The following is a 20,759-nucleotide window of genomic DNA, read 5'->3' as shown; positions in this document are numbered from 1 at the left end:
TTCAAACGGCCGAGATGGCGATGCTTCGCGTGTCCATGGCGTGGGTGCAGGCGAGGGGCGCCAGCCGGACTGGAAGCCGGAGCGGCCGGCGGTGAACGCACGCAGCATGCCATCGGCGCCGGTTGTCGCAGCACGATCGCCTCCCGCGCCAGTGCCTCGCGGACAGAGCCGACGATCAGACCACGCACCAGGCCGGGATCACGAAAGCGGACGTCGGATTTTGCTGGATGTACGTTGACGTCAACGAGCGCCGGATCAAGCGTGAGGGACAGCACGGCGACGGGATAGCGGCCGGAAGGAATGGTTTCGGCGTAGGCGCCGCGGATCGCCGACAGGATCTGCTTGTCCTGCACCGGTCTGCCGTTGACGAAGGCATATTGATGCGCCGAGTTGCCGCGATTGAAGGTCGGCACCCCTGCGAAGCCGGTAAGGCTTACCTCCTCGCGTATCGCGTCGAGAGCGATGGCATTATCCTTGAAGTCGCTGCCGAGAATCTGCGCCATGCGGGCGAGATTATCATCGCCGGTCGCGGGGAATTCGAGCGTCGAGCGGTCACTTCCCGATAGCACGAAGCGCACATGTGGAAAGGCGATCGCCATTCGCTTGACGACTTCGGTGATCGCCGCTGCCTCAGCCTTCTCCGTCTTCATGAATTTCAAGCGCGCGGGCGTGGCGAAGAACAGGTCGCGCACCTCGACGATCGTGCCGGGATTGGCGGCGGCCGGGCGCAAATGCAGCACCTTGCCACCAGCAACCGCGATCTCCGCACCGCCAGCCGCGCCCGTCCTGCGGCTGGCGATCGACAGCCTTGCCACGGAGCCGATGGAGGGCAGGGCCTCGCCGCGGAAGCCGAGAGTGCGGATGTTGTCCAGCCCGTCGGAAATCTTCGAGGTGCAGTGGCGCCTGACTGCGAGTTCGAGATCCGCCTCATCCATGCCGGACCCGTTGTCGGTCACCCGCAGCAGCGCCTTGCCGCCGCCGGCCGTGGCGATTTCGATGCGCGTTGCGCCGGCATCGAGCGCATTCTCGATCAATTCCTTGGCGGCGCTCGCCGGACGCTCGATGACTTCGCCGGCGGCAATCTGGTTGATCAGTGTTTCGGAGAGTTGCTTGATAGCCATGGCGTCATTCTCGTGGATTCGTGGCGGCGTGGGAAGAGGAAAGGCTGTCCGCCCATCTCCATCCACCTGTTTCCATCGAGGGCTTTGTTAAGAAATTTAATCAATGTTTAAGGGAATGATGACAGGTTGCGGGACAGGACTTGAAATGACTGCAGGTGGCGCGCCTCGTGCACGCTGAGGGCTCTTGATGGCAGGTTGGTGGCCGTCAACTTCCATGAGCCAGGTTCCATCTGTTTCAAGCGCCCAGGCCAGCATGATCTTTCATCAATTTGCCTTGCAGAGCGAGCGCCGCCCTGTCGATTTTTCATGCTGTGAAACTGTTTGAGTGTAGGAATCGGACGAATGACTGCCGGAACTGACAAGGCAGGTTTGGCAATGATGACGGAAGATACGTCTTCCGGCGGCAATCTGCAGTCCATGTTCTTCGACGCTCTCTGCGACGGACTTTCCAGCGCTTTCTTCGCCTACGACAAGAACGACCTGGTGCTGTTTGCCAGCCGTCAGCTTCTCAATTTCTTTCCAATCAAGCCGGATTTCCTGCAACCCTTGACGCGGCTGCGCGATTTTCTGGGTGCCGTCTTCGACACCGGCATGCGGCATCGCGGAAATCAGGGCAAGTCCTCCGCCAATCGCGACGACTGGATTTCGCAGCGCATTGCCTCGCACTGGCGCGAGCGTTTCGAGATGACGGAACATCTCGCCGATGATCGCTGGGTTCGCATCATCAAGCGGCGGCTGCCCTCAGGTATCGGCTTCTGCGTCATTTCCGATATTTCGGAGGTGAAGAAGCGCGAAGAGCAGTGGCGTATCGACATGGAGCGCGTGCAGCTCACCGAGGATATCCTCGACAACCTGCCATTTCCGCTTTTCGTCAAGGACCAGAATATGGTCTACGTCGCGGTCAACAGAGCATTCTGCGATAAATACCAGACGACCGCAGACGAGCTGCGGGGCCGCAAGGGCATTGATCTCTTTTCGACCGATATTGCCAATCGCTTCGAGGAGAGCGACCGGCACGTGATCGAGACCGGAGAGTTGTCGATCTCGCGTCAGCGCCAGATCGCCCGCAACGGCGTCGAACGCGATATCGTCACGCGCAAGCAGCGTATCGGCAAGCCCGGCCGCTATTTTCTGGTGGGCACCATGCAGGATCTGCCCAAGGAAGGGGCCGATTTCGACGAATTCGCCCTCGCATCCCAGATCAAGGAAAACAGCGATCGGTCCTATCGCCGCGCCTATGTGCCGATGGTCGCCCTGCAGACCATTTCGCGCCGCCCGGCCGCGATGGAGACCTTCGCTCCGGAAAATTTCAGCGGCCGCAAGATTCTGGTCGTCACATCGGATTTTGCCGCAGAGACTGCGGCGCTGAAGACGCTCGGCAAGTATGGCTTCGAGGCCTGCGTGGTCCATAACGAAAACGAGGAAGCCGCTTTTCTGGATGTGGCGAGCGCGCATGGCGTGAAGATCGATCTGGTGATCGTCGACAATCAATTGGGCAGACGTTGCATCGAGTTGGCCGAGCGGCAGAATGTGCCCGCCCTGTCGCTGGATGGCTCCCAGCTTGCCACCGAGCTGACATTTGTGATCGCCCGTCATTTCAACCGCAATATTCGCGGCGAGCTGACAGGCACCACCGAGCCGCTGGTCCAGGAATGGCGTCGCGGCGTCGGTGACGATCGCGGCGTGCAGATTTTGGTCGCCGAGGACAACGAGATCAATCAGATCGTCTTCGCGCAGATTCTGGAAGGCCTGGGATACAGTCACGTGATTGCCGCCAGCGGTGATGAAGCCGTCGGATTGTGGCAGGAGCTCCATCCCGAATTGATCCTGATGGACATTTCGTTGCCGGGCCTGAACGGCTTTGAAGCGGCGCGATTGATCCGCGGCGCGGAAAAAGGCAGTGGGTCGCATACGCCGATCATCGGGGTGCTGACACAGGCTTTCGAGCGTGACCACAAGGAATGCGCAGACGCCGGCATGGACGATGTCATCTTGAAGCCGGTCAGCCCGGATATCATCGAGACCGTGTTCCAGAAGTATATGCACAGCGGCCGCAAAGCGCAAAATAGGTAAATTTTACAATGACATCGCGCGAGACGGCAAGTTATCGCGGGCGTTGAATGACTGTCGTCTCGCCATCCTTTCTTAAGACTTCGCCTTCATGCTTTTTCCAGGGTGGAGAAAACATCGGGACCGAATATGAAATCGGCTGAAATGCTGCTTGGGCCAGTCAGTCAGGAGCCGCAGGCAATTGCCTATACCGATCCGCTGACGGGATTGGGGAATCGTCATCGCATGCGCGAGCGCACGCGCCAGATTTCGCTTGAGCGCGCCAGCGATCCCGCACCCTTCACCATCGGCATCGTCAATCTGGACTCTTTCAAGCCGATCAATGATCTGTTCGGCGTCGAAGCCGGCGACGAGATCCTCTGTCAGGTCGCGCATCGGCTCAGGGCATGCATCCCGGATGGCGCGACGGTAACCCGCCATGACGGCGATGAATTTGCCTTTGTTCTGCCTCTTGTTTTCGAGCGCGTCGGCGCCGAGAAGTTTGGCCAGATGATCCGCGAGGTGCTGTCGGCGCCCTACGATCTCGGCGAGCGCAATGTCAGACTTTCCGCCTCCTTCGGCTTCGCCATATATCCCTTCGCGGGCGAGGAATTCGACGACCTTCTGAAGAATGCCGAAACCGCGCTCTACCGCTCCAAGCGCCGTGGCCGCGGTCAGATCACCGTCTATTCCAGGGAGATCGCGCAGGAAATGAAGCGCGCGACGCAGCTTGAGCAGGCGCTGCGCAATGCCATCATCTCCGACGCCATCGACGTTCACTTCCAGCCGATCGTTTCGCTCGCCAACAACATGGTTCTCGGCTTCGAGGCACTGGCTCGCTGGAACGATCCGGATCTCGGCTTCGTTTCACCCGCTGTCTTCGTGCCGCTTGCCGAGGAGCGCGGCTTCATCGACGCCTTGTCCGAAGCTCTTCTGCGAAAGGCAGCCGAGGCCGCGCTCTCGTGGCCGCGCGACCTTTTCCTGTCCTTCAATCTGTCCTCGGCGCAATTGATGGACCCCGGCACCAGCAGCAGCGTTCTTGCCATTCTTGCGCGTGTCGGCCTCGACCCGCATCGCCTCGAGCTCGAAATCACCGAGACGGCGGTCATGAGCTCGGCCGACACCGCCCAGCGCATCATCGCCGACCTCCGTGCGGCAGGCGTACGCATTTCCCTCGACGATTTCGGGACCGGTCAATCGAGCCTTGGTCGCCTGCGTGAATTTATCTTCGACAAGGTGAAGATCGATCGCGCCTTTGTGTCGCGCATGAATACGGACAGCGTCTCCGAACACATCATCAAGGCTGTCCTTGCCATGTGTGAGGGGCTGGAGCTGCGTGTGGTCGCCGAAGGCATCGAGGAATATGCCGAGGCCGAAAAATTGCGGGCGCTCGGCTGCGCCATGGGGCAGGGCTATTACTTTGGCAAGCCCATCGATAGCATCGCAACGCTGCGCTATCTGCAGGACCAATATTTCGAAGCGGCCGGCGAGCACGAGATCGCTTGACGCCGTAGACAGGGCAAAAAGAAAGCGGCGGCCGGTAAGGGCCGCCGCTCGTATTTCGTGTCAGACCCACCCTGTTACTTGTTGGTGGTCGACGATGTGGTCGTATTGTCGGTCGCCGGCATGGTCGACGTTCCAGCCGAACCTGCGGCCTTGTCGGAAGCCTGCATTGCAAGCGTCTTGAACTCAGGCGCGGCCTTCAGCGACTCGGCCGTTTCCGTCGTCGTCAGCTTGATCGTGCCATCCTGGGGATTCTGGGTGGCGCTGATCTTGTCGAACGGGACGGCGACATTCTTTTGGCCCATGCCAAGGAAGCCGCCGACGCCGACCACTGCGGCGACAACACCGCCCTGCTTCTGCAGGATCAAGTCGTTGATGCTGCCGATGCTTTCGTTCTGACCGTTATAGACCGACTGGCCCATATAGGTCTTGGCGCTGATCTGATCTGCCGACTGGGCAGTCAGATTGCCGGCCTGCTCCGTGCCGGTCATGGCAGCGGGAGCCTGCGCCTTGGTCTGCGGAGCTGCAGCGTCCGGCTTTGTTGCGGCCGGAGCAGTCTGCGTCAACGGAGCGTCACCGCCACCTGTCGACGGCTGCTGTGACTGAGCGAAAGCCATTGGCGAGAGAACGGATGCGGTTGCAAAGATTGCACCTGCAGCGACGGAAGTGAAGAATTTCCCAGTCATCGTGAACCTACCTTTCATTCTGCTGGAAGCGCTTTGTGAAGCGCATGCATACCAGCGCGAGTGGAGCCTTTGTCTGCTGACCATCTTCGTACCGGTCGTAAAGGCAAATGGTTCAGGGGAGCTTTGGTTCCGATAAAAGTTGCATGCCGCGGATGTCTATGGTTCCGTACGCGAAAAATATTGTTGAATAACAATAGGATAATTTGAAAGAGACAACCTGGAAGATTGAATGGAGCGCGCGCGGCAGCTCGTCCATGGCGACAGGCGGGCTGATCGGTATTACGTCACAGCGCATCGCAAAGGGAACCTTCGCGCCCGATAGGCGCGAAGGCAATTTCAATTAGAGTTTGTAGGGCGGGTCGAAAACGCCCCTGACCGTCAGGCCAAGTTCCAGCAGCGCACCAGCCTGCGGCTGCATGGAGCGCGCCTCGTCGTCGAGCCCCTCCCAGGCGGTCGTCACCGCCAGCCGATCGGCGTTCTTACCGATGAAGGCGGGGCAGGAGGGCTGCATTGCCGGCACACGATAACGTTCGATACGCAGGCCATCCGGGCTGTACTTATCGACGAAGCCCGAACCCCAGCGCGCGTTCCAGATGTAGCCATCGGCATCGCAGACCGAGCCGTCGAGGCCGCCCGGATCTTCCACGCTGTCGACCATGACGATCGGCTCGCCCGCGGGAAGCCCGGTCTCCGGATCGACCAGCACACGCATGAGCTGGCTGATGCGCGTATCGGTGTAATAGCCGATCGTCCCATCCGGCGAAAAGCAGATCGAATTCGGTATGCTGATCTGGTCGAAGATCTTCGTGACCTTGCCGCCGGCGGCGACATGATAGATGGCGCCCGCCTGCATCTCGGCACGCTTGCCCATGGTGCCGATCCAGAGGGAACCAGAAATGTGCGTGCGCCCGTCATTGGAGCGGTTTTCCGGCTTGTCGGCTTCGATCGCTGCGTAGAAGCTCAGCTCGCCGCTGGCGATATCGCGAAGGAACAGGCCTTCTTCGGTTGCGATAATCTGACGCTTCTCATCGACGCGAGCAAGCACGCTCGCCATCATCGGCAGGTTGTGCACCTGCTTCTTGCCCGTCGGCAAGTGCAGCTCATGCAGTTCCTTGCCCAGGATGTTGAACCACCAGACCGTGTCCGTATCGGGATCGTAAGTTGGGCCTTCTCCAAGAACAGATGAGGTGTTGCAGAGAATATTGCCCTGAAAATCATGAATATCGGTCATAGATCAGGCTCCTATGGCTGCGTCATAGGCATAAATGGTCGTCTTGGCGCGTTCGGCAACCTCTGCCGCCGTCATTCCCGGCTTGTAGAGGCTGGTGCCGAGACCGAAAGCGAGGATGCCCGCCTTGGTGTAATCGGCGAAATTCTTGTCCGAAACGCCGCCAACGGCAGCGATCACAAGCTCTGGCGGCAGGACGGCGCGAATGGCGGTGATGCCGGAAGCGCCAAGAACGCCCGCCGGAAAAAATTTCAGGCCGGTGGCGCCGGCGCGTGCTGCCGAGAGTGCCTCCGTGGCGGTGAAGACGCCCGGCATCGTCACCATGCCCTTGTCGCGGGCGCGGCTGATGACAGCGGGCTCGACATTCGGGGTGACAAGCAGTTTGCCGCCGGCTCCATCGAGCCTGTCGACATCCTCGACCGTCAGCACCGTGCCGGCGCCGATCAGGCAATCGGCAGGCGCCATCTTGGCGGCGATCTTGATCGAGCGGAAGGCTTCAGGCGAGTTCAGCGGGATCTCGATGGCGGTGAAACCGGTTTCGATCAGCGCGCCGACGATATCGGCCGTTTCTTCCGGCTTGATGCCGCGAAGAATGGCGATGAGCGGGCGCTTCATGGGCGGGAAAGGAATACGGGTCGTCATCAGCTTTTGCTTTCGTTCGTGAACCAGATCGCGTTCGCCGCGGCGGAAAGCCCGCGACGGACGGCGGCGTCGGCATCGATGGTCTGATAGGGGAGGGAAAGGCTGCGGAATGCATCCTCGTAGAGCGCCTGCAGCCGCCCGGAGGCAACGAGCGTGATAGCCGCTCCTCGCCCGGCGGATGACAGGGCGCCGGCGATCTCAGTGCCGATCAGCGTGCCCGATATCAATGCCTGGGCGCCGGCTGATGTCAGTCCGTGGAGAAGCTGGCCGGAGCGGGCGGTAAACAGCAGGTTGGTCGCAAGCGCTGGCTTTTCGAAGGCCGCCTTGAGGGCCGTTTCGAAAGCCTTGGTGTCGGCAGGCATGTCGGCGCTGCCGGCGACGGCATGCGACAGGATACTGTGCCTGGTAATGACGTCGAAGAGTTCGCCGGTCATGAAGGTCGAGAAGCCCGTCACCTCGCCATCGAGGACGCGCACCCATTTCGAATGCGTCCCGGGCATGCAAACGATTTGCTCGCCTTTTGCATCAGCCGCGATCGCACCGAGCAATTGCGTTTCTTCGCCGCGCATGACATCGGGTGCCTGCGTGCTGCGCTGCGCCAGGCCCGGCAGGATGCGAACGTCGCGCGACTGTCCGGGAACGGCGACTGCGCCGGTGAGAATGGCTGCCAGCGACGCCGGCGTGTCGATGTAGCCGGCCTCGACCCAGCCCTGACGCGCTCCGGCCATGCCGCAGACGATGACAGGAATATCCGACGGTGCGGAAATGGCGTCCAGATGCGCCTGCAGGACCTTGGCGAAGCCGGTCTGCGCCGCCACCGTCATGCCTTCGCCGCTTCGCCGCTCTGCGAGGATGTTGCCATCCTCGCCGATCAGCCACAGCCGGAAACTGCTGGTGCCCCAGTCCACCGCGACATATGCGGGTTTCGTCATGAGAAATGCTCCAAGTCTTTCACTAGAAAATGCCGCCATCGACAGTGACGGTTTGGGCCGTAATCGCACCTGAACAGTCAGACGCAAGGAAAAGTACCGGTCCGACGAGGTCTTCCGCCTTGAGCACGCGCTTAAGGCATTGCCGCGCGACGGTTTTGGCCATGCCATCTTCCGTCAGCCAGAGCTCCAGCTGTCTCTCGGTCACGATCATTCCCGGGAGTACCGCGTTGACGCGGATGTTTTCTGGACCGAGGCGGCCGGCAAAGCTCTTGGTCAGCCCGATAATGCCGGACTTCGCCGCTGAATAGGAGGACAATGCCGGCGGGTTCATCTTGAAGGCGATCGAGGAGAAGTTGACGATCGACCCGCCGCCTGCGGCCCGCATGCCGGGGGCTGCGGCCTGCGATACGAAGAAGACCTGCTTCAAATTGATCGCCTGGTTATTGTCCCAGTATTCTTCGGTCGTCGTGTCGATATCGTGCCGGTCGTCCCAGGCGGCATTGTTGACGAGGACGCGGATCGCACCGAGATCGGATTCGACCGCCGCGACCGTATTCTTGATCTCGCCGACATCGCGCAGATCGGCGTGATAGAAGGCAACGGGATGTGCGGATTGTGCCGAGAGCTTGTCGACAAGCGCCTTGCTCGGCTCTTCGGCAATATCGATGAAGGCGACTTTGGCGCCCTGTCTGGCGAAACCTTCGACAAGGGCCGCGCCAATGCCCGAACCGCCGCCGGTGATCAGGACTGTTCGATCCTTAAGATCGGGAAATTGCGCCTGTGTCTCGGCCAAGGTCTCTCCTCCCGGTTTGCAGAATGTTCCATTATTCGGAACAAAATTTGACTATGTGGAATTATCCGATTACCCTTCCATCGTGTCAAGGACAGCGTGGCAGTGCGAGTGATAAATGAAGGGGTGCGGATCTGAATTTCGATAGTGAAAAAGAAAGCAGCCGTCGTGAGCGCGAAACCGGCACGCTTGGAAAGCTCGTGGCGTTGCTCGACCTCGTTGCGCTTGCCGATGAGCCTATGCGGTTTACGGATATTCTTTCTTTATCCGACCAACCTCGCGGCACGCTACATCGCCAATTGTCACATCTCGTCGAGGAAGGGCTGTTGGAGGTCGATCGCGACGGGCGCTATATCATCGGCATCAGGCTGCTGAAGCTTGCTTCGCGTAGTTGGGAGCGCAACGAATTTCGCGCCATTGCCGAGCCGCATTTGCGCCGATTGCAGGAGTTGACCCGCGAAACCGTGCATCTGGGTGTCTTGCGCGGCTCGGAGGTGATCTATCTCGACAAGGTTGAGGGACGGCAGTCCGTGCGCATGTATTCCCAGATCGGCAATGCCTCTCCGGCCTATTGCACCGGCGTCGGCAAGGCGGCTCTTTCCGCACTCGATGATGCAGAGCTTGCGGTGCGGATCGCCGATCTGGAATTTCGCCCCTACACCGAACATACGTTGCGCAACGCCGCCGACCTGCTTGCCGATATCGCCGATATCAGAACGCGTGGCTACGCATTCGATAGGGAAGAACACGAGAGCGGCATATGTTGCGTTGCTGCGCCGATCCGCTCGGACGGCGATCATATGCTGGCTGGTATCTCGGTAACGGGGCCGGCCTATCGCGTCGCATTGCAGAGGCTCGAGGAATGGGCACCTCTGGTAGTATCCGCCGCCGATTCGATCATGACGGACATGCGTAATCGGATGGGCCCGAAGCGCTAGCCCTCTATTTCAGCAGAGGCTCGCCTGAAATCCCTCAATTTATCGCTGTTTGCACCGGACCTTAGCAAAAATCGCGTATTTATCTTAAATTTGATTGTTGAGATGTGCGTAAGAACTGCCATTATCCTCGAATGACTGCTAGGCTCACGAAGGAATTGGTGAAATGACGCAGAGACATCATAGTAACGGGCATTGAAGCGGCTGGAATCCGTTAAAATTTATATTGGAACAAGCGTCGGTTATCCGGAGCTGGTACGTGGGGCTTAAGTGGGTAAGAGACGGAAGTTGCGTAATCTTTCCCTATTTTACATAAAGAAGACTAATAATGGCGGCATTGGTGCAGGCGGGAGCGTCTCCTCGGGGTGAGGACTACATCGAAGAAATTAGCAGGCTGAAGACGCAGTTTGACGTGTTTCGATTCATGAAGGGATTGACGGAAGCCTATCGTTGCCGGGCTTTCATGGTCGTCAATCTGCCGCCGATTACATCCTTTGAGTTGCAAAGCAATTCGGTGATCAACAATTGGCCGGCCGAACTTCTGTCGATTTACGATCAGGAAGGATTGCTGCCAAGCAGCCCGGTGCTGCGGCGCCTGCGCAGCTCGACGCTGCCCTTTGTCTACGAAGTGGCATCGACCCCGAATCGTGAAGAAAGCAAATCCCAGCTCGCCATTGCCCTGTTCGAGCGGTTCCGCATGACTCGCTTCATCTACTTGCCGACCCATGACGTATCCGGCATTCGCGGTGCGGTATCCCTGGCCGGCGATCGCGAACTCTTCTCGCCGGAGGAGATCAAGGATCTCTGCTATATTTCCATCCATGTTTTCGACCGGCTTGCGGAAATTCGCAGCCTGGATGTACGCGTCATCGATGCGCTGACGGATCGCGAGATCGATTGCTTGAACTGGACGGCGGCAGGAAAGACCAGCGCGGAAATCGCCGAAATCCTGTCGCTCTCGGAGCATACCGTCAATCATTACCTGAACCGGGCCACGAAGAAGCTCGATACGGTCAATCGCACGCAGGCCGTTGCCAAGGCATTGCGGGTGGGATTGATCAAGTAGCAATTCTGGTGTCGGCAGTTTCGCTTACATTTGCCGCCCTGACGCCAAAATATTCCGTGGGATAAATTGCGTGATGATCGAGATTCGAGCAGTCTTGTGCGCGAATTTTGTGCGCTGCAAATAAACTATGCTGAAGCACGGCATAGCGACGGATGCGCTCGACTTCGCTGATATGCCATCAAACATTTGAAATGCATCGATTTTTACAGTTTTGTGAAAACTGGCACGCTTTCTGCATATCCAATGGCAGAGGTCCAGAGGGGACTTTGATAACAGCGCCGACTAATGTGCGCGGATCAAGCGACCGTCGCTGATACCTTTGCCGAGCTTCTCCCGGCAAGCGGTATCAGCGGCGGTTGTTGCTTATTTGGCACGCCCATGAAAATCGATGGCGTTTGCATCGCAGTTTTTCCCATTCCTGCCTTATTCCCTTCCGAGGTCTGCCCTATGTCGGCCCGCGAAAACGTCTTCCTCGCTTGGGAGAGGGTTGCGGCTGGTAGGGTCATAGACCCGGCGGACCTGCCGGCCGCAACTAAAACGCTTTTTGTCGGCGACGCCCCGATTTCGTTTGGCGAAGTCCTGCCGCTCTACTATCTAAGCCAGTAAGGTTTTCGAGACGCTGCGGCAAACGTGACGCTCTCGATCCAAGACGCTTAGCGAGGATGGAATGGCAGACATCACCAAGGAACAGGTGCTGGAAACGTTGAAGACGGTTCGCGGCCCCGACCTCGAGCACAGTATCGTTGAGCTTGGCATGGTGTCGGATGTCTTCATTTCCGATGGCAAGGTTTATTTCTCCATCACCGTTCCCGCCGATCGCGCCAAGGATTTGGAGCCGATGCGCCTTGCAGCCGAGCGCGTCATCAAGCAGATGCCTGGCGTCAAGGGTGCCATGGTCGCATTGACCGCCGACAAGAAGGCCGGCAGCGCTCCGGCGGCTCGACCGTCGCCACCGCCAGCTGCTCCTCATGCTCATGCCCATCCGCATTCCCCGCAACAGCAGCCCCGCGCCGGCAAGATCGGTGTTCCCGGTGTGGGCGCCATCATCGCAGTTGCTTCGGGCAAGGGCGGCGTCGGCAAATCGACGACAGCGGTCAATCTGGCGCTTGGCTTGCTTGCCAATGGCCTGCGCGTCGGCATTCTGGACGCCGATATATATGGACCATCCATGCCACGCCTCCTGAATATCTCTGGCAAGCCGTCACAGATCGATGGCCGCATCATCGTTCCCATGGAGAATTATGGCCTCAAGGTCATGTCGATGGGCTTCCTCGTTGAGGAAGAGACTGCGATGATTTGGCGCGGGCCGATGGTTCAGTCTGCGCTGCTGCAAATGCTGCGCGAAGTCGCCTGGGGCGAGCTCGATGTGCTCGTCGTTGACATGCCGCCGGGCACGGGCGATGTGCAACTGACCATGGCGCAGCAGGTGCCGCTTGCAGGCGCGGTGATCGTTTCTACGCCGCAGGATCTCGCGCTTATTGATGCCCGCAAGGGCCTCAACATGTTCCGTAAAGTCGAAGTTCCCGTTCTCGGCATCGTCGAAAACATGAGCTATTTCATCGCTCCGGATACCGGCGCACGCTATGATATCTTCGGCCATGGCGGCGCGCGCAAGGAAGCCGAACGCATCGGCGTGCCGTTCCTCGGCGAAGTGCCGCTGACCATGGGCATTCGCGAGACCTCTGACGCAGGCACTCCGCTCGTCGCTGCCGAACCGGATGGCGTCGTTGCCGGCATCTATCGCGAGATTGCCGCCAAGGTCTGGAAGCAAGTCGCCACCACGCCGCAACGTTCTGCCCCGTCGATCGTGTTCGAATAATTCACAGAGGCGTGTCTGCTTTCTGTATAGCGACGGATTGTCTTGCCTGCATCCTGTGCTATGACTTCGCAAGATCATGGAATCTGCGGTGAAAGCGCGCAATGAAGGGGTTGTGACTTGATTCTTTGCGAGCTTTGCTGCATATGCGCCGCCGGCGTGGAACTGGTCGGGCGTTTCCGATGACCGCCCTCCGCCGCCGAACGGTGGTTCTGTTTCGTCCGAACAGGCAGCTTCGCCAGGACGGACGAAGGATTGGTACAGCAGCGCAATGGAACATGGACACGGATTCCCGGCCGGACCGGCGGGATGCAACCGGGGTTTTATGAGCTCTTTTCATTGGCCATTGGTGGAATCGCGGCAAGCGCACGCACGGCGTCTCGCGCGTAATTTTGTTTCCACTGCTGTGGGAGCGAGCAGTTGATAACTGCCTATTGCTCAGATTCGAAACCGCTTGAGCTGCCGGACCTCTCGACCGCTGCCCGATTGCCTGACAATGCCGTCTGGATCGACATGGTCGATCCGACGCGCGAGGAAGAAGCCAACATCGAGCGCCTGCTTGGGCTCGAGGTTCCCACCCGCGAGGACATGAAGGATATAGAACCCTCGAGCCGGCTCTATATCGAGAATGGCTCTGTCTTCCTGACGGCTTCGTTGCTGTGGAAAGCCGATACTGATCTGCCGATGCTGACCGACGTCGCCTTCATTTTGACGGGGCATCGGCTGGTGACCATTCGTTATGCGCAGCCGAAATCATTCGCGCTGTTTATCGCGGCTCTGCAGCGAATTCCGCATGAGCGCCGCACAGGCATCGCGCTTCTCGCAAAGCTCCTCGAAACAATCGTCGACCGCACCGCCGAGGTCCTTGAACAAGCCGTAGCGGGTATCGATATATTGTCGGTGCACGTATTCGGCGATCGCGTGAAGAAGATCCGCCGTCCGGCAAACTATCTGGAAGAAAAGCTCAAGAACATCGCAGGCTACCATCGTACGATCAGCAAAGTACGTGACAGTCTGAGTTCGCTCTCTCGATTGCTGACCTTCCTGCATACCATCCCCGCCATGCAGCAGGACCCTGAGGCCAAGGAACTGTGTCGTAATGTCGCGCGGGATGTTCAATCTCTGTCGGAGCATGCTTCCTTCGTCGCAGGCAATATAACCTTCCTGCTGGATGCATCGCTCGGGCTGATCAATATCGAGCAGAACGCCATCATCAAGATCTTTTCGATCGCTTCGGTGGTGTTTCTGCCACCGACGCTTGTGGCGTCCGTCTATGGCATGAATTTCGAGCTGATGCCCGAGCTGCATTTCGCTTACGGCTACCCGGCTTCGCTGATGTTGATGGTCGTGTCGGCCATCGTCCCGTTTTTCTTTTTTCGCTGGAAAGGCTGGCTCTGAGAGTCTAGTGATCCTGAATGTCTAACGAAACCCATCATTCTCCCGACGGGAAAATGAGCCCTCGTAAACTCGCTTACCTCGCCCTCGGATCCGTCGGCGTTGTCTATGGCGATATCGGTACGAGCCCCCTCTATGCCTTTCGCGAGGCACTGAAGCCGGTGGCCGCCGACGGTCTGACGCGCGGCGAAGTCATCAGCGTCATCTCGCTGATGTTCTGGACGCTGACGATTATCGTCACGATCAAATATGTCCTTTTTCTGCTCCGCGCAGACAATGACGGCGAAGGCGGGACGCTTTCCCTGCTAGCCCTCTTGATGAAGACGGCGAATGGCCACACCGCCATTCTGATGCTGCTGGGGCTGCTCGGCGCCGCACTTTTCCTCGGCGACGCGATGATCACACCGGCGCTTTCGGTTCTCTCGGCGGTCGAAGGTCTGAAGCTCGTCACGCCGAAATTCGCGGATTATATCGTGCCCATATCGGTTGCGATCCTGGCGCTGCTTTTTGCGATCCAGTCGCATGGCACCGGCGCCGTCGCCCGCTTCTTCGGCCCGATCACGGCCATCTGGTTCATCGTCATGGGCCTTGCCGGCATCATGCACATTTCCGACGATTACAGCATTCTGGCGGCGCTCAATCCCTGGTACGCGGTCAGCTTCCTGTTGCACGAAGGCTTCCTCGGGGTCGTCGTGCTCGGCGCGGTCTTCCTGACCGTGACGGGTGCCGAAGCACTTTATGCCGACCTCGGCCATTTCGGCCGACGCCCGATCCAGTGGGCCTGGTTCGTCCTGGTTTTCCCGTCGCTGGCACTGAACTATTTCGGCCAGGGCGCTCTCGTGCTGCGCCAGCCCGAGGCCATGTCCGACCCGTTCTTCCTGATGTATCCGCACTGGGCGATCCTGCCGGTGGTCATTCTCGCCACCATGGCGACGATCATCGCCAGCCAGGCCGTCATCACCGGTGCCTTCTCGCTCACGCGGCAGGCCATCCATCTCGGCTTCCTGCCGCGCATGGAGATCCTCTTTACGTCCGAGACCAATACCGGCCAGATCTTCCTGCCGTCGGTCAACACCGTCCTGTTCTTCGGCGTCATCTTCCTGGTGCTGAGCTTCAAGACCTCGGACTCTCTGGCCACCGCCTACGGCATATCGGTCACCGGCGCGATGGTCGTCACCTCGATCATGGCCTTCGAGTTCGTTAGGGTTCGCTGGAACTGGTCGCTGCCGATGGCAGCCGCCGTACTGACGCCGCTGCTCTTGCTTGAATTCGTTTTCCTCGGCGCCAACCTGCTGAAGATCCATGACGGCGGCTATGTTCCGGTGCTGATCGCAACCGCCTTCACCGTCATCATGTGGACCTGGCGCCGCGGCACTGCGATCCTGATGGAGAAGACGCGGCATACCGATATTCCGCTGTCGTCCTTCGTCAGCTCGATCGAGCGCAAGAGCGATCACTCGCCAGCGCATGTACCCGGCACGGCGATCTTCCTGACCAGCGATCCGGAATCCGCTCCGGCAGCACTGCTGCACAATCTGAAGCACAACCACGTCCTGCACGACAAGAACGTCATCCTGACGATCAGAACCACCAACAAGCCGCGCGTTGCCCAGGAAGACCGCTACTCGGTCGAGAAGGTGTCCGACCGCTTCTCGCGCGTCGAACTGCGCTTCGGCTTCATGGAATCGCAGAACGTCTCGCAGGCACTAGCCACCCTGCGCAAGACCGGTCTGAAGTTCGATATCATGTCGACCTCTTTCTATCTGGGCCGCCGCAAGCTGGTGCCGGATGCCAAGTCGGGCATGCCGCACTGGCAGGATCGACTCTATATAGCGCTCGCCAACGCCGCGACCGACCCTTCGGACTATTTCCGTCTCCCCGCGAACCGCGTGGTGGAACTGGGTTCGCACGTCATCATCTAAGGCTAGTAAAGTTGCTGTTTTTTTGAAGGCCCGGTGGATATCCGCCGGGCTTTTTGACTTTTCTATTGCGCAAGTGGCGCGTTGGCCTATTCAATTTAAAGGTGAATTGGTGCTTTGCTTTCGAGGGCGGTCGCGGATGCTCAAGCAAGCGTTGTTTATCATCTGGAAAAATTTAGTATTTTATATCGTGCTTATGGTCTGTCTGGTGGGGCTGTTGATTTTCAGCGAATACGCCGGCAGCGCCACCCTACTGTTGCTCTCCATCCTGGCCGGTAATGTGCAGAATTCCGTTTTCCGGAGCGAGAATTTCATCGCGGCGGCCAAGACAAGAATGTTACCGCTCGGTCGACATCTCATTAGAAGTATTGGCGTTATTTTGGTGGTATTGCTAATATCGGCGCCACCTATAGTTTATTTTCATGCGGAATATGGCGCTAGCAAGGTCTTTTTTCAGATCTTGGCGGGTCTAACGTTTGTGTCAAGTCTGACGATTGTTCTTTTGCTGGTTGGTACATGGCTTCCAGCTGGTCTCTATGGCACCAATATGAGCTTGAGGCATGCTTTCCGGAGAGGTTGGTCTCAACCTTTCTCGGCTGTACTGCGGATAGTGTTGGGAATGGCTGTTCCTTTTGTTTGGTTGTTTGCATCCGTGTGGGCTATGTTCACAATAAATCGGCAACATCTTATTGCGCGGTCCAGCTCGCACACCATGGTTGTTATAACGAGCATCGTATTCGATCTCTTGGTAGTCATTGGTTGCACTTATATATCAGTGGTGTTGGCACGGCGTTATATGGAGGCCGAGCATATTGAACCTCCACCAAGGGATAGATTACTCGCCATTTTTGCATAATGGCCCGAGTGGATCCGCATCCCGAAAGGCTTCTGAAAAGCTCAATAGGTCTTGAGATTGTTCGGCGGTTCCCGCGGTTGCAGCTCTCAGGGCCATTCATGAACGCCTGCACGCCCTCATTAACCATCCATCAAGGTTAATGAGGGATTATTCCGGCTCCTAGTTTCGAGTGCCGTTCGGAGTTCGGTGTTGTCTCGTCCGCGTCATGTCAGCCAAAAATTGCGGTTTCTGCCGAAAAACTGGACGTCTCCGGTCGTATTCGGGATTTGCGCCTGGCTGATCTTCCCGTCAGCCGCGGCCTATGGTGATCTCGCCGGCCTGCTGGCGGGCATCGACAGGACGGGAGCCAACTGGCGCATGGTGATGACCAATTCGCCGGCAGGCTCTACCCACCAGGCGGAACTGGCCTTTGGTGATGCGAAAGCCGCCGCGGCGGTCGGTGACGGCGGTTTGGTGATGCCGGATGGACGCCGCGTCGCCTTCGTTTCCGAACAGAAGGGCAGTGATCCACGGCCGGACGAAGAGCGGGTCAACCGTCAGGGCAAGAAGGGTCGGGTCGTTTCCGTCTCGCCTATGTCGCCGCCAAAGGATTTTTCCGCGGGCTCCGTGCTGGAGCGCCAAAGCCTGCTGTTTCAGCCGAAATCGGACACTGGCGAGAGAACCGCTTTCCTGAAGCCGAAACTCGGGGGCAAGGAAATCCAGATTGCCACGGCTTTCTACAAGAAGCAGCCACCGAAGCAGGATGATAGCGTGCCCGCCTATCTCGCAGGCCTCGTCACCAATCAGAATGCCGATGTTCTGGCCGCTGCCTACGCGTCGCCGGCGCCGGATTATGCGCGGACGTCGCCTTTCGATTCCATTCTGGCCACGGATCAGGATGGCGAGGGCCGCTTCGTGCCGCAGATCGGGCCGAAGGATCATCCCTGGGCCGCCAATGTCCTGCCGCCTTCAGTCTTTTCTTCGGACGAGCAGCAGTGCCTCGCGACTGGCATCTATTTCGAGGCGCGGGGTGAATCGGTGAAAGGGCAGGCGGCCGTCGCCCAGGTCATTCTTAATCGCGTTCGCAATCCGGCCTATCCGAAGACCATCTGCGGCGTCGTCTATCAGAATGACGACTGGCACAATGCCTGCCAGTTTTCCTTTGCCTGCGACAACGTCAAGGATCGGGTCAACTCGCCGGAGCATTGGCGTATTGCACGTCAGGTTGCCATGGCAGTTACCGCCGGCAAGATCTGGCTTCCGGAAGTCGGCTCAGCCACACATTATCATGCGGTTTACGTCCGGCCGAAATGGGCGGCCGAAATGGTGAAGGTCGGCCGCATCGGGATGCACATCTTCTACCGGACCTATGGCGGTGGGTGGAGCTGAGCGGACCGGGTCGGCGACCTCGCGCTGGGGATAAGCTCCCCTGGCCGACAAAAAAGCGACATCAAAGCGTGGGCTGAAGAGGATTCTTCGGCTCAGTTTTCGCCAGATAGCGCTTCTTTAGCTTAAACTCATGATTTAATTGGGCTAATTTATGGCTGGACAGATGACGTCTACGCCTTGACTATGCTTTTTCCTAAAACTATGTTGCGCGCGACTTCAAAACGGGCCGAAAGGTGGCGAAACCTGCTGTTCGTTTACGCGTTGACCGGGGAAATGGGATTGCGCGCAACGAAAAGGGGAGGACGTCATCATGGCGGATGACCGCGACGAAGGTCTGGAAAAGCGGCGAGCACAGCTTGGGGCCGAACTGGCAAGCAAGCGTGCTGCGGTGAAAGAGGGTGAATCGGGGGAGGTTCGCGCCGAGGTAAGCCGCAAAGGCTATGCTCAGGCGATGAAGCTTTCCAGTGAATTCATCGCTGCCATCATCGTAGGGGCTGTTCTGGGCTACGTCTTCGACCGTTTTGCCGGTACGACGCCGTGGGGCATGATTATATTGCTGCTTCTCGGATTCTGTGCTGGCGTGCTGAATGTACTGCGTTCGGCGGGCAAGGTGGCGACACCGGCGCTCGACGAGCGTAGAGCAGATAAGAAATGAGCGGAGGCAGCGCTTTGACGTTGTTTCCAGGTGACAGGCATTCGCTCGGTAGGGCGGAAAAATGAAAGAGAACAAGCGGTGGCAAACGATCCTACCCATCAGTTCCTGATCTTCAAGATTATACCGATCGACATCGGCGGAATTGATTTTTCGTTCACCAACGCTTCGCTGTTCATGGTTGCTTCCGCGGCGCTGTCCGCCGGTTTCCTTTACTTCGCCAGTGGTGCGCGCGGCGTCATCCCGACCCGTTCGCAGTCGGTGGCGGAAATGGCTTATGAATTCATTGCTTCGATGCTGAAGGAAGGAGCCGGCACCAAGGGGATGAAATTCTTCCCGCTGGTCTTCTCGCTCTTCATGTTCGTGCTCACGGCAAACCTGCTCGGCCTTGTTCCTTACTTCTATACCGTTACCAGCCAGATCATCGTGACATTCGCGCTGGCGCTTCTGGTTATCCTGACGGTCATTATCTATGGTTTCGCCAAGCATGGTTTTGGCTTCCTGAAGCTTTTCGTGCCGCAAGGGGTTCCAGGTATCCTGCTGCCGCTGGTGATCATCATCGAGATCATCTCCTTCCTGTCGCGACCGATTTCGCTTTCCGTTCGTCTTTTCGCCAACATGCTCGCTGGCCATATCACACTCAAGGTGTTCGCGGGCTTTGTTGCCTCGCTTGGAACCCTCGGTGCGATCGGCATCGGTGGCGCTATTCTTCCCCTCATCATGACCGTCGCCATCACCGGTCTTGAGTTCCTTGTCGCCTTCCTCCAGGCTTACGTCTTTGCGGTGCTGACTTGCATGTACCTCAACGACGCAATCCATCCGGGTGGCCACTAAGGATAAAGACATTGGCGTCTAACGGCGTCAGTCATTCACCGCACAACCATTTCAAAGGAGTTCAACATGGACGCGGAAGCAGCAAAGTTCATCGGCGCAGGTTTGGCTTGCTTTGGTATGGCCGGCACGGCTCTCGGCCTCGGCAATATCTTCGGCAACTATCTGTCTGGCGCGCTGCGCAACCCATCGGCTGCTGACAGCCAGTTCGGCCGTCTGGTATTCGGCTTCGCCGTTACGGAAGCTCTGGGCATCTTCTCGCTGCTCGTTGCTCTCCTCCTGCTCTTCGCCGTCTGATATCAGCGGCGTCATAGATCACGGTTCGCGCTTAGCGAGCCGTGATTCTTTGTATTTGCAGACCACCTGGAGGTGAGCATGTTTGTGACCCCGGCCTATGCTGACGAAGCACCGCCGGCCGCCGGTGCGGTGCACACGGAAACGGGTGCGCCCAATGAAGGCCATCACGGCGGCATATTCCCGCCGTTTGACCATACGACGTACCCGTCACAGCTGCTTTGGCTGGTGATCACCTTCGTTATTTTCTACCTGGCCATGCAGAAGATCGTCATCCCGCGGGTTGGCAGCATTCTGGAAAGCCGGCATGACCGTATCGCCCAGGATATCGCCGAAGCCTCGCGCCTGAAGGCCGAAGCCGACGCAGCCGTTGCGACCTATGAAAGCGAATTGGCCGCTGCGCGCGCCAAGGCGAATTCGATTGGCGCCAGCGCCCGCGATGCAGCCAAGGCCAAGGCCGAAGAGGACCGGAAGGCAATCGAAGCAAGCCTTTCCGAGAAGCTCAAGGCGGCTGAAGTTCGCATCGGCGAGATCAAGACAAAGGCCTTCGGTGATGTCGGAGCGATCGCTGAAGAGACTGCGTCTGCCGTTGTCGAACAGCTGGTCGGCAATGTTGCCGGCAAGGCAGATGTTGCATCGGCTGTAGCCGAAGCATCCGCCAAGCGGGAGGGTTGAT

At 58.5% G+C, this 20,759-nt stretch carries 18 protein-coding genes and 1 pseudogene; 13 read left to right on the top strand and 6 right to left on the bottom strand.

Features of this window, described 5'->3' with window-relative positions:
- Window positions 1-11: 11 nt before the first annotated feature.
- Window positions 12-1,121, bottom strand: a pseudogene (gene mutL / locus BSK43_RS35580) (DNA mismatch repair endonuclease MutL); the annotation flags it as partial.
- A 342-nt stretch (window positions 1,122-1,463) separates the two neighbouring features.
- On the opposite strand from mutL, the gene BSK43_RS05535 reads away from it, so the two are divergent.
- Both BSK43_RS05535 and BSK43_RS05530 read left to right on the top strand, forming a co-directional pair.
- Complete coding sequence (locus tag BSK43_RS05535) at window positions 1,464-3,194, top strand: response regulator (protein WP_077471415.1); 1,731 nt, start codon at window positions 1,464-1,466, stop codon at window positions 3,192-3,194.
- 126 nt (window positions 3,195-3,320) lie between these two features.
- Window positions 3,321-4,676, top strand: a complete 1,356-nt coding sequence (locus BSK43_RS05530; protein ID WP_077471416.1) for an EAL domain-containing protein — start codon at window positions 3,321-3,323, stop codon at window positions 4,674-4,676.
- Between the two features lie 74 nt (window positions 4,677-4,750).
- On the opposite strand, the gene BSK43_RS05525 is transcribed toward BSK43_RS05530, so the two are convergent.
- The 5 genes from BSK43_RS05525 to BSK43_RS05505 form a co-directional block, all read right to left on the bottom strand.
- Window positions 4,751-5,359, bottom strand: coding sequence for a PRC-barrel domain-containing protein (locus BSK43_RS05525; protein ID WP_077471417.1), 609 nt, complete (start codon window positions 5,357-5,359; stop codon window positions 4,751-4,753).
- Window positions 5,360-5,699: 340 nt separating this feature from the next.
- Window positions 5,700-6,590 (bottom strand): SMP-30/gluconolactonase/LRE family protein, encoded by an 891-nt coding sequence (locus tag BSK43_RS05520; protein ID WP_077471418.1) that lies wholly within the window; start codon window positions 6,588-6,590, stop codon window positions 5,700-5,702.
- A 3-nt stretch (window positions 6,591-6,593) separates the two neighbouring features.
- Entirely contained in the window at window positions 6,594-7,229 is a 636-nt protein-coding gene (locus BSK43_RS05515; RefSeq protein ID WP_077471419.1) for a 2-dehydro-3-deoxy-6-phosphogalactonate aldolase, read from the bottom strand.
- Complete coding sequence (locus BSK43_RS05510; protein WP_077471420.1) at window positions 7,229-8,161, bottom strand: 2-dehydro-3-deoxygalactonokinase; 933 nt, start codon at window positions 8,159-8,161, stop codon at window positions 7,229-7,231. Before BSK43_RS05510 ends, BSK43_RS05515 begins: the two co-directional genes overlap by 1 nt.
- A 22-nt stretch (window positions 8,162-8,183) precedes the next feature.
- Complete coding sequence (locus BSK43_RS05505) at window positions 8,184-8,954, bottom strand: SDR family oxidoreductase (RefSeq protein WP_077471421.1); 771 nt, start codon at window positions 8,952-8,954, stop codon at window positions 8,184-8,186.
- A gap of 131 nt (window positions 8,955-9,085) precedes the next feature.
- Between BSK43_RS05505 and BSK43_RS05500 the strand changes: the two genes are divergently transcribed.
- The 11 genes from BSK43_RS05500 to BSK43_RS05450 all read left to right on the top strand — a co-directional run bounded on the left by BSK43_RS05500 (window position 9,086) and on the right by BSK43_RS05450 (window position 20,758).
- Window positions 9,086-9,889 carry an IclR family transcriptional regulator gene (locus BSK43_RS05500; RefSeq protein WP_077471422.1) on the top strand — a complete coding sequence of 268 codons (804 nt, stop codon included), beginning with the start codon at window positions 9,086-9,088 and terminating at the stop codon, window positions 9,887-9,889.
- 325 nt (window positions 9,890-10,214) lie between these two features.
- Window positions 10,215-10,952 carry a LuxR family transcriptional regulator gene (locus tag BSK43_RS05495; RefSeq protein WP_077471423.1) on the top strand — a complete coding sequence of 246 codons (738 nt, stop codon included), beginning with the start codon at window positions 10,215-10,217 and terminating at the stop codon, window positions 10,950-10,952.
- 667 nt (window positions 10,953-11,619) lie between these two features.
- Window positions 11,620-12,771 carry an Mrp/NBP35 family ATP-binding protein gene (locus BSK43_RS05490; protein WP_077471425.1) on the top strand — a complete coding sequence of 384 codons (1,152 nt, stop codon included), beginning with the start codon at window positions 11,620-11,622 and terminating at the stop codon, window positions 12,769-12,771.
- A gap of 417 nt (window positions 12,772-13,188) precedes the next feature.
- On the top strand, window positions 13,189-14,166 hold the full coding sequence (locus BSK43_RS05485) for a magnesium transporter CorA family protein (RefSeq protein ID WP_077471426.1): 978 nt from the start codon (window positions 13,189-13,191) through the stop codon (window positions 14,164-14,166).
- A 17-nt stretch (window positions 14,167-14,183) separates the two neighbouring features.
- On the top strand, window positions 14,184-16,085 hold the full coding sequence (locus BSK43_RS05480; protein WP_068384715.1) for a potassium transporter Kup: 1,902 nt from the start codon (window positions 14,184-14,186) through the stop codon (window positions 16,083-16,085).
- A gap of 136 nt (window positions 16,086-16,221) precedes the next feature.
- Window positions 16,222-16,938 (top strand): hypothetical protein, encoded by a 717-nt coding sequence (locus tag BSK43_RS05475; RefSeq protein ID WP_077471427.1) that lies wholly within the window; start codon window positions 16,222-16,224, stop codon window positions 16,936-16,938.
- A gap of 189 nt (window positions 16,939-17,127) precedes the next feature.
- Complete coding sequence (locus BSK43_RS05470; RefSeq protein WP_077471428.1) at window positions 17,128-18,306, top strand: cell wall hydrolase; 1,179 nt, start codon at window positions 17,128-17,130, stop codon at window positions 18,304-18,306.
- Window positions 18,307-18,616: 310 nt separating this feature from the next.
- The gene (locus BSK43_RS05465) at window positions 18,617-18,961 is read left to right on the top strand and encodes an AtpZ/AtpI family protein (RefSeq protein ID WP_077471429.1); all 345 of its coding nucleotides are present in this window, start codon (window positions 18,617-18,619) and stop codon (window positions 18,959-18,961) included.
- Window positions 18,962-19,039: 78 nt separating this feature from the next.
- Complete coding sequence (locus BSK43_RS05460; RefSeq protein ID WP_077471430.1) at window positions 19,040-19,792, top strand: F0F1 ATP synthase subunit A; 753 nt, start codon at window positions 19,040-19,042, stop codon at window positions 19,790-19,792.
- A gap of 66 nt (window positions 19,793-19,858) precedes the next feature.
- Window positions 19,859-20,086, top strand: coding sequence for a F0F1 ATP synthase subunit C (locus BSK43_RS05455; protein ID WP_047627832.1), 228 nt, complete (start codon window positions 19,859-19,861; stop codon window positions 20,084-20,086).
- 78 nt (window positions 20,087-20,164) lie between these two features.
- Window positions 20,165-20,758 carry a F0F1 ATP synthase subunit B gene (locus BSK43_RS05450; protein ID WP_077471431.1) on the top strand — a complete coding sequence of 198 codons (594 nt, stop codon included), beginning with the start codon at window positions 20,165-20,167 and terminating at the stop codon, window positions 20,756-20,758.
- The last annotated feature ends 1 nt before the right edge of the window (window position 20,759 follow it).

It is taken from the genome of Rhizobium sp. P44RR-XXIV (assembly GCF_001999485.2).
GTDB lineage: Bacteria > Pseudomonadota > Alphaproteobacteria > Rhizobiales > Rhizobiaceae > Rhizobium.
Note: the sequence above shows the minus strand (reverse complement) of the source record. Positions and strands in the feature narration are given on the sequence as shown.